This is a genomic window from Mycolicibacterium helvum (assembly GCF_010731895.1).
GTDB lineage: Bacteria > Actinomycetota > Actinomycetes > Mycobacteriales > Mycobacteriaceae > Mycobacterium > Mycobacterium helvum.
In genome coordinates this window covers 5,137,731-5,152,431 of record NZ_AP022596.1, presented here as the reverse complement: position 1 = coordinate 5,152,431, position 14,701 = coordinate 5,137,731, and the positions used below count along the sequence as shown (strand labels likewise).

15 protein-coding genes are annotated in these 14,701 nt (G+C 66.9%); 5 read left to right on the top strand and 10 right to left on the bottom strand.

Annotated features, from left to right (window positions below; translation table 11 throughout):
* Window positions 1–77: 77 nt before the first annotated feature.
* Together G6N38_RS24255 and G6N38_RS24250 are read left to right on the top strand one after the other, a co-directional pair.
* On the top strand, window positions 78–1,421 hold the full coding sequence (locus tag G6N38_RS24255; protein WP_163750513.1) for an HNH endonuclease signature motif containing protein: 1,344 nt from the start codon (window positions 78–80) through the stop codon (window positions 1,419–1,421).
* A 40-nt stretch (window positions 1,422–1,461) separates the two neighbouring features.
* Window positions 1,462–3,132 carry an amidohydrolase gene (locus G6N38_RS24250; protein ID WP_197748102.1) on the top strand — a complete coding sequence of 557 codons (1,671 nt, stop codon included), beginning with the start codon at window positions 1,462–1,464 and terminating at the stop codon, window positions 3,130–3,132.
* Here G6N38_RS24250 and G6N38_RS24245 read toward each other — a convergent pair.
* On the bottom strand, window positions 3,102–3,548 hold the full coding sequence (locus tag G6N38_RS24245) for a MarR family winged helix-turn-helix transcriptional regulator (protein ID WP_246227405.1): 447 nt from the start codon (window positions 3,546–3,548) through the stop codon (window positions 3,102–3,104). The genes G6N38_RS24250 and G6N38_RS24245 overlap by 31 nt on opposite strands.
* A gap of 72 nt (window positions 3,549–3,620) precedes the next feature.
* Between G6N38_RS24245 and G6N38_RS24240 the strand changes: the two genes are divergently transcribed.
* Window positions 3,621–4,559: a quinone oxidoreductase family protein gene (locus G6N38_RS24240; RefSeq protein WP_163750511.1), complete on the top strand. Its 939-nt coding sequence runs from the start codon at window positions 3,621–3,623 to the stop codon at window positions 4,557–4,559.
* 19 nt (window positions 4,560–4,578) lie between these two features.
* Here G6N38_RS24240 and secG read toward each other — a convergent pair whose 3' ends face one another.
* The 5 genes from secG to G6N38_RS24215 all read right to left on the bottom strand — a co-directional run bounded on the left by secG (window position 4,579) and on the right by G6N38_RS24215 (window position 8,687).
* Window positions 4,579–4,812, bottom strand: a complete 234-nt coding sequence (gene secG / locus G6N38_RS24235) for a preprotein translocase subunit SecG (protein WP_099251382.1) — start codon at window positions 4,810–4,812, stop codon at window positions 4,579–4,581.
* Between the two features lie 42 nt (window positions 4,813–4,854).
* Window positions 4,855–5,640 (bottom strand): triose-phosphate isomerase, encoded by a 786-nt coding sequence (gene tpiA, locus G6N38_RS24230; RefSeq protein WP_163750510.1) that lies wholly within the window; start codon window positions 5,638–5,640, stop codon window positions 4,855–4,857.
* Window positions 5,641–5,647: 7 nt separating this feature from the next.
* Window positions 5,648–6,859 carry a phosphoglycerate kinase gene (locus G6N38_RS24225; RefSeq protein ID WP_163750509.1) on the bottom strand — a complete coding sequence of 404 codons (1,212 nt, stop codon included), beginning with the start codon at window positions 6,857–6,859 and terminating at the stop codon, window positions 5,648–5,650.
* 3 nt (window positions 6,860–6,862) lie between these two features.
* Window positions 6,863–7,885: a type I glyceraldehyde-3-phosphate dehydrogenase gene (gene gap / locus G6N38_RS24220; RefSeq protein ID WP_163750508.1), complete on the bottom strand. Its 1,023-nt coding sequence runs from the start codon at window positions 7,883–7,885 to the stop codon at window positions 6,863–6,865.
* Between the two features lie 79 nt (window positions 7,886–7,964).
* A complete protein-coding gene (locus tag G6N38_RS24215) occupies window positions 7,965–8,687 on the bottom strand; it encodes an ABC transporter substrate-binding protein (protein ID WP_163750507.1) in 723 nt (240 codons plus the stop codon).
* 187 nt (window positions 8,688–8,874) lie between these two features.
* On the opposite strand from G6N38_RS24215, the gene G6N38_RS24210 reads away from it, so the two are divergent.
* Both G6N38_RS24210 and G6N38_RS24205 read left to right on the top strand, forming a co-directional pair.
* Complete coding sequence (locus G6N38_RS24210; protein WP_163750506.1) at window positions 8,875–9,021, top strand: hypothetical protein; 147 nt, start codon at window positions 8,875–8,877, stop codon at window positions 9,019–9,021.
* Complete coding sequence (locus G6N38_RS24205; RefSeq protein WP_163750505.1) at window positions 9,021–9,695, top strand: MOSC domain-containing protein; 675 nt, start codon at window positions 9,021–9,023, stop codon at window positions 9,693–9,695. Before G6N38_RS24210 ends, G6N38_RS24205 begins: the two co-directional genes overlap by 1 nt.
* Here G6N38_RS24205 and whiA read toward each other — a convergent pair.
* From whiA to uvrC, 4 genes are read right to left on the bottom strand one after another with little or no spacing between them, the layout of a single operon-like run.
* The gene (gene whiA / locus G6N38_RS24200) at window positions 9,667–10,644 is read right to left on the bottom strand and encodes a DNA-binding protein WhiA (protein WP_163752333.1); all 978 of its coding nucleotides are present in this window, start codon (window positions 10,642–10,644) and stop codon (window positions 9,667–9,669) included. The genes G6N38_RS24205 and whiA overlap by 29 nt on opposite strands.
* Window positions 10,641–11,702: a uridine diphosphate-N-acetylglucosamine-binding protein YvcK gene (yvcK, locus tag G6N38_RS24195; protein WP_163750504.1), complete on the bottom strand. Its 1,062-nt coding sequence runs from the start codon at window positions 11,700–11,702 to the stop codon at window positions 10,641–10,643. Before yvcK ends, whiA begins: the two co-directional genes overlap by 4 nt.
* Window positions 11,699–12,616, bottom strand: a complete 918-nt coding sequence (rapZ, locus tag G6N38_RS24190; protein ID WP_163750503.1) for an RNase adapter RapZ — start codon at window positions 12,614–12,616, stop codon at window positions 11,699–11,701. Before rapZ ends, yvcK begins: the two co-directional genes overlap by 4 nt.
* On the bottom strand, window positions 12,613–14,673 hold the full coding sequence (uvrC, locus tag G6N38_RS24185) for an excinuclease ABC subunit UvrC (RefSeq protein ID WP_163750502.1): 2,061 nt from the start codon (window positions 14,671–14,673) through the stop codon (window positions 12,613–12,615). The genes rapZ and uvrC overlap by 4 nt, the downstream gene beginning before the upstream one ends.
* Window positions 14,674–14,701: the final 28 nt, after the last annotated feature.

Below are 14,701 nucleotides of genomic sequence, written 5' to 3'. Positions count from 1 at the left end.
TGTCCACAGACCCGGGTTCATCCACAGACGGGCCGCTTCGATACTTTAATCGAACATCCGTTCGATACCGTGGGTTCATGACGGGTGAACCCCTCACCGCCCAGGCGGTACACGACCGGGTCCGCGCCGAACTCGACGCCATCGATGCGGCTCATGGCCGGTTACGGTCAATCTGCACAGATCTGGCCGGCAACGCGTTCCGTATCGAGATTGCAGAACGCTTGGAGGGTCACCATCGGGTGAACCGGGGCCTGTCCTATCGGATGTTCGGTGAGATCGCCGCGCCGGTCGACGGCGGGACCATGCCGGCCGGGGTCAAGGTGCGTGACGTGCTGGCCAGCCGGTTGCGCTTGACCGCCGGGGAGGTGAAGCGACGATTCCGGGTGGCGTCGCGCATACGGGCCCGCCGGTCGCTGACCGGGCCGCCGCTGCCGCCCGAGCTACCGGTACTGGCGGCCGCAGTCGAGGCGGGCGAGGTCGGCGAAGACCACATCGAGGCGGTATGCAAGGCGCTCGACCGGCTGCCGTCCGCGGTGACACCGGCCGATCGGGAGGGGGCCGAGCGGGCACTGGTTCGCCATGCCCGGCAGCAGGATTCGGCGTTCGTCGCCGCGATCGGCCTCACGATCGCCGACTGCCTCAACCCCGATGGCACCTTTAGCGACGAGGATCGCGCCAAGCGCCGCGCAGTGGTGCTGGGCCGGCAGGGGCCGGACGGGATGAGCAGGATCTCGGGCTGGCTCGATCCGGAGAGCCGCGCTTACCTCGAGGCGGTGACGGCCGCGCAACGGCCTGGGCGACATCGTCCCGACAACACCGACGGGCGAGATACCCGCACGCCCGAGCAGCGCTGCCACGATGGGCTGAAGCAGGGTCTGAAGGCCGCGGTGGAATCCGGGGCCCTGGGTCAGCACCGCGGGCTGCCGGTCACGGTGATCGTGACGACGACGCTGGGCGAACTGGAGCAGGCGGCGGGCTGGGCGCGCACCGGCGGAAGGGGCCGGTTGCCGATGAGCGACGTCATCCGGATGGCCAGCGAATCGATCCAGTATCTGGTGGTGTTCGAGGACCACTCCGCGCGCCCGCTCTACCTGGGCCGGGCCAAGCGCCTCGCAACAGCTGACCATCGGATCATCTGCTATGCCAGGGATCGCGGCTGTACGAAACCGAACTGTTTCGAGCCGGGCTATCACTCCGAGGTCCACCATGCGCTGCCGTGGAGCCAGGGCGGCCCGACCGACGCCGACAATCTGTTCTTCGGTTGCGGTTGCGACCACATGATGGCCACCGAGGGCACGTACACGACCACCGTCACCGAGGACGGCCGAATCGCCTGGAGTGACGGCACCGGTCCCCCACGCGTCAACGACGCCCACCATCCGGAGCGGCTACTGGGCGAGGTGGACGATGATTCCGGCTGACCACCAGACGGCCACACGGCACGACGGGCAGGATCGCAGGATGGCCACCACACCGACGACCACCGTGTTCACCGCTCGCCGGGTGCTCACCATGGATCCCGATGTCGAAGATGCCACCGCTGTCGCCGTGGCGGACGGCCGGATCACCGCCGTCGGCGATGCCGATGACTTGCGCTCACTCGGGGCGGTCGACGACACCTTCGCCGACGTGGTCATCTGCGCGGGGCTTATCGATCAACACCTACATCCAGTGCTCGGGGCCACCACGCTGATGACCGAGGTGATCGCCATCGAGGACTGGCGGCTGCCCACCAAAACCTATCCTGCCGCGCACTCCAGTGCGGAATACCGGCACCGGCTCAGTGTTGCCGCACAACAGCTTTCCGATCCCCACGAGTGGCTGTTCTCCTGGGGCTATCACCAGCTCTGGCACGGACCGCTGAACCGGGGCACCCTCGACGCGATCAGCACGACGCGGCCGATCGCGGTGTGGCAGCGGTCCTGTCACGAGTGGTATCTGAACTCCGCCGCGATCGACCGGCTCGGCATCACCGCCGCGGACCTCGCCGGCGGCGGGACCGCCAGCACGATGGTGAATCTCGCCGACGGCCATTGGTGGGAAACCGGCATGAATCTGTTGCTGCCCAAGCTTTCTCCGCTGTTCATGAGCCACGACCGGCTGACTGCCGGGTTGCGGCAGCTGGTCGCGTATCTGCACCGTAACGGGGTCACCGCGATCAACGAACCGGGCATCATGTGGTCGCTCGAACCGTGGTCGCTGTACCAGGACATTCTCGGCTCCGACGAGACACCTTTCACATCAACGTTTCTCGTCGATGCCCGCAGCCAAGCAGATGCCGGCATGGACCCCGCCGATGCGGTCGCCGACGCGCAGCGGCAGGTCGAGCACGCCTCATCCGGCAAGGTGCGGCTGCTCCCGCGGCAGGTCAAACTGTTCGCCGACGGCGCGATCATCAGCCAGCTGATGCAGATGCGTGATCCCTACCTCGACGAGTCCGGACATCCCGACCTGTGCCACCACGGCGAGTGGATGATGCAGCCCGACGCCTTCCGGGCCTTCGCGAAGGTCTACTGGAACGCCGACTGGCAGCTGCACATACACGTCAACGGTGATGCCGGACTGGATCTGGTGCTCGACACCATCGCGGAGTGCATGGCCGCCCACCCGCGCACAGACCACCGCACAGTGATCGTGCACTTCGCCAACTCAACCGAGGCACAAGTGGATCGCATCGCCGAGCTCGGCTGCATCGTGTCGGCCAATTCGTATTACCCGGTCGGATTCGCCGACCAGTACACCGCTCACGGGCTGGGCGCCGAACGCGCCGACAACATGGTGCGAGCCGCCTCGGTGTTGAGCCGGGGCATACCGCTGTCGCTGCATTCCGACCTTCCGATGGGGCCGGCCGCACCGCTGACCCTGGCCTGGTGCGCCGTCAACCGGCGGACAGCCAGCGGCCGGATCGCCGCTCCCGATCAACGGATCTCGGTGCACGACGCCCTGCGCGCCGTCACGATCGAAGCCGCCTACTCGTGGCGGCTGGAGCACGAGCTCGGCAGCATCACCCCGGGAAAACTCGCCAACTTCACCATCCTGGCCGACGACCCCTTTGCGGTCGATCCGCTGCGACTCGACCAAATCCCGGTACTGGGCACGGTTTACCAGGGCCGCTGGTTCCCGTCCGGCTGATCCAGCATGACGAAGAGCAACGCCGACAAGCGCTTCTGCTCGGCAGCGGACAGGCGACTGGTCATCGGTGCCAATAGCTCCGCCACCTCGCCGGCCACCTGTGCGGCCAGTCGCTGCCCGGCAGCGGTCAGGCCGACGTGGACGGCGCGGCCGTCCGTGCTGCTGACGGTTCGGTGCACCAGTCCGCGGCGCGCCGCTCGGTCCATCAACCCGCTCACCGACGACCGCTCCAGGCCCAGATAGCCGGCCAGCTCGGCCATCGTGGGTTCCCGGTCACGCAGGATCGCCAGGGCCCTCAGCTGCGTCAGCGACACGTCGTGCGCGGCGGCGGTACGGGTCAGCAGCGCAATCACCGTGAACGACGCCTGCGCCAGGCCATCGATCAGATCACTGACCACGTGGTCCTCACCCGACATGTCCATAGCGTAACCAATTAGTTCGTATTACCATCTAATTAGTTCGTAATACCACCTAATCGGAGAGATGTCATGCACGCCGCTGTCGTCACAGATTTCGCTCACCCGCCGGCCTATCACGAGATCCCGGAGCCGCACCCGACCACCGACAACGAGGTCGTCGTCGACGTCGTCGCGGCGGGTCTGCACCCGCTCGTACGGTCGCGCGCCGCCGGAACGCACTACACCAGCACCGGCGAACTGCCGCTGGTCCCCGGTATCGACGGGGTTGGCCGCGCACCCGACGGCAGCCTGCGCTACTTCGTGGTGGCCACGGCCTTGGGCGCGATGGCCGAACGGACAGTCGTCGACCTGCGCCGCAGCATCGTCCTGCCGGACGACGTCGACCCCGTCGCGATCGCCGCGGCGATGAATCCTGCGATGTCATCGTGGGTGGCGTTGCGCCGCCGCGTCAGCCTGCACCCCGGGCAGACCGTCGTCGTCCTGGGCGCCACCGGCAGCGCCGGCCGGTTGGCCGTCCAGACCGCCAAGCATCTGGGTGCGGGCGCGGTGATCGGCATAGGCCGGGATCGCCAGCAGCTGGACACGCTTGCGGGTCTGGGCGCCGACGATGTCATCGCGCTGGACGAGCTTGCCGCACACCACGACCGGGTGATGGGCGTGGACATCGTGATCGACTACCTCTGGGGCGCGCCCGCTGCTGAGCTGATGGCCGGCTTCGCACGCGGCCGCCATGACTCGGCCCAACCGCTGGCCTGGGTTCAGATCGGTTCGATGGCCGGCGCCCAAGCCGATATCCCCTCGGCGGCGCTACGGTCGATGCCGCTGCAGATTGTCGGCAGCGGCATCGGCTCAGTGCCGGTGGCCGACATCCTGGCCGAATTACCGCAGCTCGCGGTCGCAATCTCGAACGGCACCCTGCGGACGCAGGCACGAGCCGTCCCGCTCTCGGACGTGGAACAGGTGTGGCAGCAGCCGGAGAACGGTCAGCGGGTCGTTTTCACGCCCTGACACGTCACGCCCTGACTTCTCAGCTGTACTTGATCTGCAGGGCCATGCCGACGATGGACACCACCCAGATACCGGTGACGAACAGCGTCAGGCGGTCGAGGTTCTTCTCCACCACGGTCGACCCGGACAGGCTCGACTGCACACCGCCGCCGAACAGCGTCGACAGACCACCACCCTTGGCGCGGTGCAGCAGCACCAGCAACACCACCAGCACGCTGGTGACAACCAGGATGATCTGCAGGGTCAAAACCATGGCGCCCAGAATACCTGCTCTAGAGCGCTGACTTGGTTTGGGTCAGGGAAGGGGCCCGCCTGCAGCGATCGCCGACAGCGTCGCGAACTGCTCGCCGTCCAGCGAAGCACCGCCGACCAAGGCGCCATCGACGTCCTTCTGTGCGATCAGCTCACCCACATTCTTGGCGTTCACCGAGCCGCCGTAGAGCACCCGGACGCCGGCGGCGATCTCAGCGGAGGCCAGCGCCCCAATTTCCTTGCGGATGGCGCCACAAACCTCCTGGGCGTCGGCGGCACTGGCCACCCGACCGGTACCGATGGCCCACACCGGCTCGTAGGCGATCACCACGTCGGTCAGCTGCTCGTTGGTCAGCCCAGCCAGCGAGCCGCGCAGCGAATTCACGTTGAACTCGACGTGGTCGCCGGCCTCCCGCACCTCGAGTTGCTCGCCGATGCAGACGATCGGCCTCAGCCCGTGCCGGAACGCCGCAGCCGCCTTCGCGGCGACCACCGCATCGTCCTCGTGGTGATAGGTACGCCGCTCAGAGTGGCCGACCACCACGAACGTGCAGCCCAGCTTGGCCAGGAACGCACCACTGATATCACCGGTGTAGGCGCCCGAATCGTGCTGGGACAGATCCTGTCCGCCGTAGGTCAGCCGCAGCTTGTCACCGTCTACCAGGGTCTGCACACTGCGCAGATCGGTGAACGGTGGGATGACCGTGACGTCGACCTTGTCGAAGTACTTGTCGGGCAACGAGAACGCGATCTTCTGGACGAGCGCGATGGCCTCGAAGTGGTTGAGGTTCATCTTCCAGTTGCCCGCGATCAGCGGTTTACGGGACACAAGACTCCTAATTCAGAACATCAATGCCGGGCAGAGCTTTGCCCTCAAGGTATTCCAGCGAAGCACCGCCGCCGGTGGAAATGTGCGAGAAACCGTCGTCCGGCAGCCCCAGCTGACGCACCGCGGCGGCCGAATCGCCACCGCCGACAACACTGAACGCGCCCTTCGCGGTGGCGGCGACGATGGCCTCGGCCACCCCCTTGGTGCCCGCCGCGAACGCCGGAAACTCGAAGACCCCCATCGGGCCGTTCCAGAAGATGGTGCGCGCATTGGACAGCAGCGTGGTGAACCGCTTCACCGACTCAGGCCCGATGTCCAGACCCATCTTGTCGGCCGGGATCTGGTCAGCCCAAACGGTTTCCGGCGCGGAATCAGCCGCGAACTTCTCGGTGACGACGATGTCCACCGGCAGGTGGATGACATCACCGTAGGTCTCCAGCAGCTGCCGGCAGGTGTCGATCATCTCCTCCTGCAGCAGCGAGGTGCCCACCGAAACCCCTTGCGCGGCAAGGAAGGTGAAGCACATGCCACCGCCGATAACGATGCTGTCCGCCTTGGTGGCGAGGTTCTCGATCACCGCCAGCTTGTCCGACACCTTGGAGCCGCCCAACACGACGGCATAGGGCCGCTCGCTGGAGCTGGTCAGCTGCTCGAGGACCTTGACCTCGGTCGCCACCAGCGTGCCGGCGTAGTGCGGCAGCAGCGTGGCCACGTCGTACACCGAGGCCTGCTTGCGGTGCACCACCCCAAAGCCGTCAGACACGAAAGCGCCGTCATCCCCTACCAATTCGACCAGCGCCTTGGCCAGCGCCAGCCGCTCGGCGTCGTCCTTGCTAGTCTCACGCGGATCGAACCGGATGTTCTCCAGCAGCAGGACATCGCCGTCGGTCAGCCCCTCGGCACGAGCCAGCGCGTCGGTGCCGACCACATCACCGGCCAGCTGAACGTGCCGGCCCAGCTTCTCGCCGAGCGCGGCGGCGACCGGCGCCAGCGAGAACTTCGGGTCGGCTCCGCCCTTCGGGCGGCCCAGGTGAGCGGTCACCACGACCTTGGCCCCGGCGTCGGCCAGTGCCTTCAGCGTGGGAACCGACGCGATGATCCGTCCGGGATCGGTGATGGCGCCCGAATCGTCGAGCGGGACATTGAGGTCGGAGCGAACAAGAACACCCCGACCCTCAACACCCTCGGCCAGCAGGTCAGCGAGAGTCTTGACGGCCATCGCTTACAGCGACTTGCCGACCAGCGCGACCAGGTCCACCAGACGGTTGGAGTAGCCCCACTCGTTGTCGTACCAGGACACGACCTTGGCCTGATCGTCGATGACCTTGGTCAGGCCCGAGTCGAAGATCGAGCTGTGCGGATCGGTGACGATATCGCTCGACACGATCGGCGCGTCGTAGTACTTGAGGATGCCCTTGAGCGGCCCATCGGCGGCGGCCTTCATCGCGGCGTTGATCTCCGCGGCGGTCGCCTTCTTGCTCAGCTGTGCGGTCAGGTCGGTGACCGAGCCGGTGGGGATCGGCACTCGAAGTGCGTAGCCGTCCAGCTTGCCCTTGAGCTCGGGCAGCACCAGGCCGATGGCCTTGGCGGCACCGGTCGAGGTGGGCACGATGTTCAGCGCGGCGGCACGGGCCCGGCGCAGGTCGCTGTGCGGACCGTCCTGCAGGTTCTGATCCTGGGTGTACGCGTGGATCGTGGTCATCAGGCCCTTGACGATGCCGAACTCGTCGTTGAGGACCTTGGCCAGCGGGCCAAGGCAGTTCGTGGTGCACGACGCGTTGGAGATGATGTTCTGGCTGCCGTCGTACTTGTCGTCGTTGACGCCCAGCACGATGGTGATGTCCTCATCGCTGGCGGGAGCGGAGATGATGACCTTCTTGGCGCCCGCGTCGAGGTGGCCCTGGGCCTTCTCCCGCTTGGTGAAGATGCCGGTCGATTCGACCACCACATCGACACCGAGATCACCCCAAGGCAGCGCGGCCGGTCCTTCTTTGACCTCCAGCGCCTTGATCTTGGTGTTGCCGATCACGATCGTGTCCTCACCCTCGAGGCTGACATCGTCGGCCAGACGGCCCAGGATCGAGTCGAACTTGAGCAGGTGCGCGAGGGTGGCGTTGTCGGTGAGGTCGTTGACGGCCACGATCTCGATGTCCTTGGCCTTGCCCAGGGCCTGCTGGGTCGCCAGGGCCCGGTAGAAGTTGCGTCCGATGCGGCCGAAACCGTTAACGCCAACCCGGATGGTCACGTTGTCTCCTCTAGTAGCTTCTCAGTACCCGTGCCCAGCCTAATAGCGTGCTCACCAGCGTGCGCGACCGCCCGGAGGGTCACTCGATCTGGGGCCCGCTCTGGTCCGCGCGGGGCGAGCCGGTCCAGCGTTCTCGGAGTGCGGGCAGCGTGCCGTCCCGCTCGAGCGTGGCCTGGGCGACGTTGATCCGGCCCAGTAGCGCGGTGGCCGTCGTTGACACCGCGATCGCAATCTTCTCAGTGGTGATGCCGCGCTGAACGACCGTGACGCCGGGCGCCGCGTCGGCCAGCCGGCTGAGCACCGGGTCCAGTTTCATGAACGCGTCACAGCGGCCCGTGGTCAGATCGCGCAGCGCGCTGCGGATATTGCCGTAGTCGTAGACCCGGACCCGGGCGATCTTGCCGTCGGCTAGCAGCCGGTTGGCGATCGGCTGGCTGGTGTTGCCCTGCTGCACGCCGATCGTCAGGCCGTCGAGGTCATCGATCGACTTGACGTCAGGCAGCCGAGTGGCGTCGACAGCCAGTGCCTGACCAGAGATCAGGTAAGGGTCGCAGAACGCTGCCTTCAACGCGCGCGAACCGGTGATGGTGGTGCCCGAGGCGACGCAGTCGAAGTCGCCGGAGTCCAGCGCATCGAAGATGCCGTTGAAGTCGCGGCCCTCATAGCCGACGAACCGCACCTCGGCGCCGAGCTGCTCGCCGATGGCCGTCATGAGCTCGATGTCCAGCCCTGACTGCTTCACGTCGTTGAAGGGCGGGTCCGGAAAAGCCGCACCGACGCGCAGCAGTTCACCACCGGACATGGCGCAACGCTAGCCCGGAGATCACCTGCGGGCAATCGACTCCCATCCACCCGCCGGTCACGGCGACCAGTTGTGGTTCACGCGAAAAAGGTTGGCGCACTGCACCGATCACCCGCAATCCGGCACGGTGCCAGCGTCGACGGCCAAGACCACGTCCGGGTAGGCCGTCCGGACGAGCTGCGAAACCATGATTCCCACAGAGCATTTCGGCGGGGCGCTCTGGTCGAGCAGCAGCGCCAGGGTGTCCGGTTACGCGGTGGCGTCGTTGCGTGCGGCGACGATCACGGCCGGCGTCAGCCGGTTCGAATGCCGCATCGCCATTACCCTGTTGTGATGGCACGTGTTTTGTCGGTCAATCTGTCGGCTTGCGCGCGGACGAACCCGGATGCGAAGGCGCCGAAACCGACGGGCATCGACAAGGCAAGCACCACGCAAGCAGTGCTGGTTCGTGCGCCGGGCCCGATGCGCGAGGGCCTGGGCAGCGGTCTGGTTGGTGACACCATCGGCAACCAGAAACTACACGGCGGTGACGACCAAGCCGTCTACGCCTATGCCCGCGAGGACCTCGACGAGTGGGAAGGCCGGCTGTCGCGCCCGCTGGCCAACGGGATGTTCGGGGAGAACCTCACCACCACGGGCATCGACGTCACAGGAGCGCGCATCGGCGACCGCTGGCGGGTTGGCACGGCTGGACTGCTGCTCGAAGTCTCGGCTCCCCGCACCCCATGCCGGACCTTCGCTAAGTTCCTGGACATCGACGGCTGGATCAAGACGTTCACCGAGGCCGGCAAACCCGGCGCCTATCTGCGGGTTATCTCGCCGGGAACCGTACGGGCCGGCGACATGATCGACATCGAGCACCGGCCCGACCACGACGTGACGATCAACCTGGTCTATCGCGCCAAGATGTCGGATCCCAGCCTGTTGCCCCAGCTGCTGGCCGCCGACGCGCTGTCCGCCGAACTCAAGGCCTACGTATCTAAGCGTCTTCCAGCAGATCAGGGGTAACGGCCGACTCGGTGTCGGGGATGCCATCCTGCTTAGCCTTGCGGTCGGCCATCGACAAGAGTCGCCGAATACGCCCGGCCACAGCATCTTTGGTCATCGGCGGGTCGGCCAGTCGGCCCAGCTCCTCCAGGGAGGCCTGACGATGTTCGACCCGCAGCTTGCCCGCGGCGGCCAGGTGGTCGGGCACGGTGTCAGCCAGGATTTCCAATGCCCGTTCGACGCGGGCCGCGGCCGCCACCGCGGCGCGGGCTGAGCGGCGCAGATTCGCGTCGTCGAAGTTGGCCAGCCGGTTGGCCGTGGCCCGCACCTCGCGGCGCATCCGCCGTTCCTCCCACGTCAGCCGGGTGTCCTGAGCGCCCATCCGGGTCAGCAGCGCACCGATGGCCTCGCCGTCGCGCACCACAACCCGGTCGGTCCCCCGCACCTCACGCGCCTTCGCGCTCACCCCGAGCCGACGGGCCGCGCCAACCAGGGCCAGCGCGGCTTCCGGTCCGGGACAACTGACTTCGAGCGCTGAGGACCGCCCGGGCTCGGTCAGCGAGCCGTGCGCCAGGAACGCACCGCGCCAGGCCGCCTCGGCGTCGCCGACGCTGCCGCCGACCACCTGGGCGGGTAACCCCCGCACCGGCCGGCCACGCATGTCCAGAAGGCCGGTCTGCCGGGCCAGCGCTTCACCGTCCTTGGCGACCCGCACCAGATATCGGGTGCTCTTGCGGATGCCGCTGGCCGACAGAACGTGCACCACCGCGTTGTAGCCGTAGAGGTCGTAGATGTCCTTGCGCAGCCGCCGGGCGATGATGCCCAGGTCCACTTCGGCCTCGACGACCACTCGGCCCGACACGATGTGCAAGCCGCCGGCGAAGCGCAACAGCGAGGCCACCTCGGCGCGGCGGGCAGTCACAGAATTGACGGCCAACCGGCTGAGTTCGTCCTTCACCTCAGCAGTCATCGCCACGGGTCGTCACCTCTCGGTCCGTTGCCAGCAGTTCCCTGCACCCCATCCCCCTGTCGAGTCCCTCCAGCTGGCATGGACGCAGCAGACGGGAGGGAAGATGCCGCGGGAATCGTATTCCGACTACGCACACCGTCAAGCGCTGCAGCCAGCTTCGCCGGGTCATGTAAAGGTGTACCAGGTCTTGAGACGTCAGCAAACCGAACTGAAGCTTCCAGCTGGCTTGCGGTGCGCCGAAGTTGGTCACGCTCCCGGTCAGACGGGACACGAGCGGCGTCCACTATTATCTCGTCGACGACGAATCCCGGCGCATGCTGGGCCAGAACGTGCAAGTGACGCTCGGCGGAGAAGCCGGCAGTCTCCCCCGGCTCGGCGGCCAGGTTCAGCACCAGGGCGCGGCTCGCGGTGGTGGCTTTCAGCGCGGCCGCCAGTTCCGGCACCAGCACGTGCGGGATCACACTGGTGAACCAGGAACCCGGGCCTAACACCACCAGATCGGCGGTCATGATGGCATCGATCGCCTGGCGGGTCGCCGGCGGATCGCCGGGCAGCAGACGCACCCGACGCACCTTGCCCGGGGTGGTGGCCACCGCCACCTGACCGCGGATCACCCGGCTCATCCTCGGGTCGCCGTCCAGACCCGACACGTCGGCTTCGATCTGCAGGGCGATCGGGCACATCGGCAGGACCCTGCCCATGACGCCCAGGATCCGGCCCAGTTCGTCGAGCGCGGCCACCGGATCGGCCAGCACCTCATTGAGCCCCGCGAGCAACAGGTTGCCGATCGGGTGCCCGGCCAACGCGCCGCTGCCACCGAACCGGTGCTGCAGGATGGTCGCCCATAGCCGACCGTGCGGACTGTCAGAAGCCAAGGCGGCCAATGCCATTCGCAGATCACCCGGGGGCACAATGTCGAGCTCACTGCGCAACCGTCCCGACGATCCGCCATCGTCGGCGACGGTCACCACCGCAGTGATATGGGGCGTGAGGCGGCGCGCCGCCGATAGCGTCGCATACAATCCGTGTCCACCACCGAGGGCGACGATACGACTCATTCGCGACCCAGATCCCGGTGCAGCACGCGCACGGACAGTTGCTCGTTGTGCTCCAGCAGTCCGGCGAGCGCTTCGGCCATGGCGACACTGCGGTGCTTGCCGCCGGTGCAGCCGATGGCCACGGTCATGTATCGCTTCCCTTCCCTGCTGTAGCCGTCAACGACGAGCCTCAGCAGCTGATGGTAGGTCTGCAGAAACTCCGCGGCACCAGGTTGGCCCAGGACGTAATCACGAACCGCAGGATGCTGGCCGGTGTGCGGCCGGAGCTCGTCGACCCAGTGCGGATTGGGCAGGAAGCGGACGTCCATCACCATATCGGCGTCCATCGGCAGGCCGTACTTGAAGCCGAACGACTCGACGGTCACGCTGGTCTGCGCGACAGCTTCCCCACCAAAGGCCCGCTCGATGCTCTCCCGCAAGGCGCGCACCGACAGAGTCGAGGTGTCGATGACCAGATCCGCCGATGCCCGCACCGGGGCCAGCATCGTCCGCTCCGCGGCAAGGCCCTCCGCCAGGGTCTGGTTTCCCTGCAGCGGATGACTGCGCCGATTGTTCTCGTACCGGCGCACCAGGATGTCGTCGGAGGCCTCCATGAACAGCACGCGCGGGTGGATGTCGCGGGTCGCCAGCTCGTTGCGCACCCAGTCCAGGTCACCGGTGAAACCCCGGGACCGCACGTCCATCACCACCGCCAGCTGGGTGATCCGCGAGCCGGCGGCGAGGCCGAAGTCCACCATCCGGGCGATGAGTTCGGGCGGCAGGTTGTCGGCGACATACCAGCCGAGATCTTCGAGCACCTTCGCCGCGGTGCCCCGGCCGGCCCCTGACAGGCCTGTCACCAACACCACATCGATACCCGATTCTTCACCGGTCGCTCCGGTGTGCATGTGTTCGCCTGTGCTGTTTTCTGTCATCGCGTCGCCTGTTCAGCAGACTGATCTTCACTGACGGCGTCGCCCTGCGCAGCCGATCCCACCGAATCCACAGTCACGCCTAGCGCTTCCAGCACCGCGGCGGCGGTCGCGGCCCCGATCCCCGGCACCGAGGTGATCTCCTCGACACTGGCCTGCCGCAGCCTGGCCAGCGACCCGAAGTGGGTCACCAGCGCCTTGCGCCTGATGTCCCCGAGCCCGGGTACCGCGTCCAGCGCCGAGGCCGTCATTCGCTTGGACCGCTTGCTGCGGTGGTAGGTGATCGCGAAGCGATGGGCTTCGTCGCGGACCCGCTGCAGCAAGTAGAGGCCCTCACTGTTCCTGGGCAGAATGACCGGATCTGTTTCCATGGGCACCCACACCTCCTCGAGGCGTTTGGCCAAACCGATGACGGCGACATCGGTGACACCGAGGTCGTCGAGCACCGCCTGGGCGGCATTGACCTGAGGGGCACCCCCGTCGACGACGTAAAGGTTGGGCGGGTAGGCGAACTTGCGGGACTTGCCTGGCGGAGCCGCTGGGCCGGCGACATCGAGCTGCGGAGCCGCCGGGCCGGCGACATCGAAGCGAGCAGAGAATTCCTCAATGGGCCGCTGCTGCTCCTGGACGTGACGGGTGAAGCGGCGGCGGGTCACCTCCGCGATCGAGGCCACGTCGTCGGAACGGCCCTGGCCGGCGGCCTCGCGGATCGCGAAATGCCGATAGTCCGACTTGCGCGGCAGGCCATCCTCGAACACCACCAGGGAGGCCACCACATCGGTGCCCTGGACGTGGCTGATGTCGACGCACTCGATGCGCAACGGCGCATCGGCCAGTCCCAGGGATTCCTGAATATTCTGCAGCGCAGCCGATCTGGCGGTGAAGTCGCCAGCGCGCTTGAGCTTGTGCTGCTGCAGCGCCTCCTGGGCATTGCGGTGCACCGTCTCGGCAAGTGCCTTCTTGTCGCCGCGCTGCGGCACCCGCAGCACAACCCGCGAGCCGCGCAACCCCGAAAGCCAATCGCCTAGCTCGTCGGCGTTGGGCGGCAGGCACGGCACCAGCACCTCGCGCGGCACCGGGTTGGTGGCTTCGTCTGCGGCGCCGCCCAATTCGGCCTGCTCACCGTAGAACTGAGTGAGGAACTGCTCGACCAGCTGGGCCTCTGCGGAATCGCCTGGATCTCCGGGCTTTTCGACCACCCAGCCGCGCTGGCCACGCACCCGGCCACCGCGGACATGGAAGACCTGAACGGCGGCCTCCAGGTCATCGTCGGCGAACGCGACGACGTCGGCGTCGGTGCCGTCGCCGAGCACGACGGCCTGCTTCTCCAGCGCACGCTTGAGTGCGGCGATATCGTCGCGCAGCCGGGCGGCCCGTTCGAATTCGAGCTCGGCCGACGCCGCGTTCATCTGGTGTTCCAGTTCGCGGGCAAAGCGGTCGGTCTTGCCGGACAGGAAGTCGCAGAAATCCATGACGATCTTGCGGTGCTCTTCGGCGCTGACCCGGCCGACGCACGGTGCCGAGCATTTATCGATGTAGCCCAGCAAGCACGGACGTTCGATTTGGCTGTGCCGCTTGAACACTCCGGCCGAGCAGGTGCGGGCGGGAAACACCCGGGTCAGCAGGTCGAGGGTTTCCCGGATGGCCCAGGCATGCGAGTACGGGCCGAAGTAGCGGACGCCCTTACGCCGCGGCCCGCGGTAGACGAACAGCCGCGGGTACTCCTCGTTGAGCGTGACGGCCAGCACCGGATAGGACTTGTCGTCGCGGTATCGGACGTTGAACCGCGGGTCGAACTCCTTGATCCAGTTGTATTCCAGCTGCAGCGCCTCGACCTCGGTGTTGACCACCGTCCACTCGACTTTGGCCGCCGTGGTCACCATCTGACGAGTGCGCGGGTGCAGGGCGGAGATGTCCTGGAAGTACGACGTCAGCCGGCTACGCAGGCTCTTGGCCTTGCCGACGTAGATCACTCGGCCGTGCGGATCCCGGAATCGATAGACCCCCGGCTCGACTGGAATCGACCCGGGCGCCGGGCGGTACGTGGCGGGATCGGGCACGCTCCCAGGTTAGTCGGCGCGTCCGACT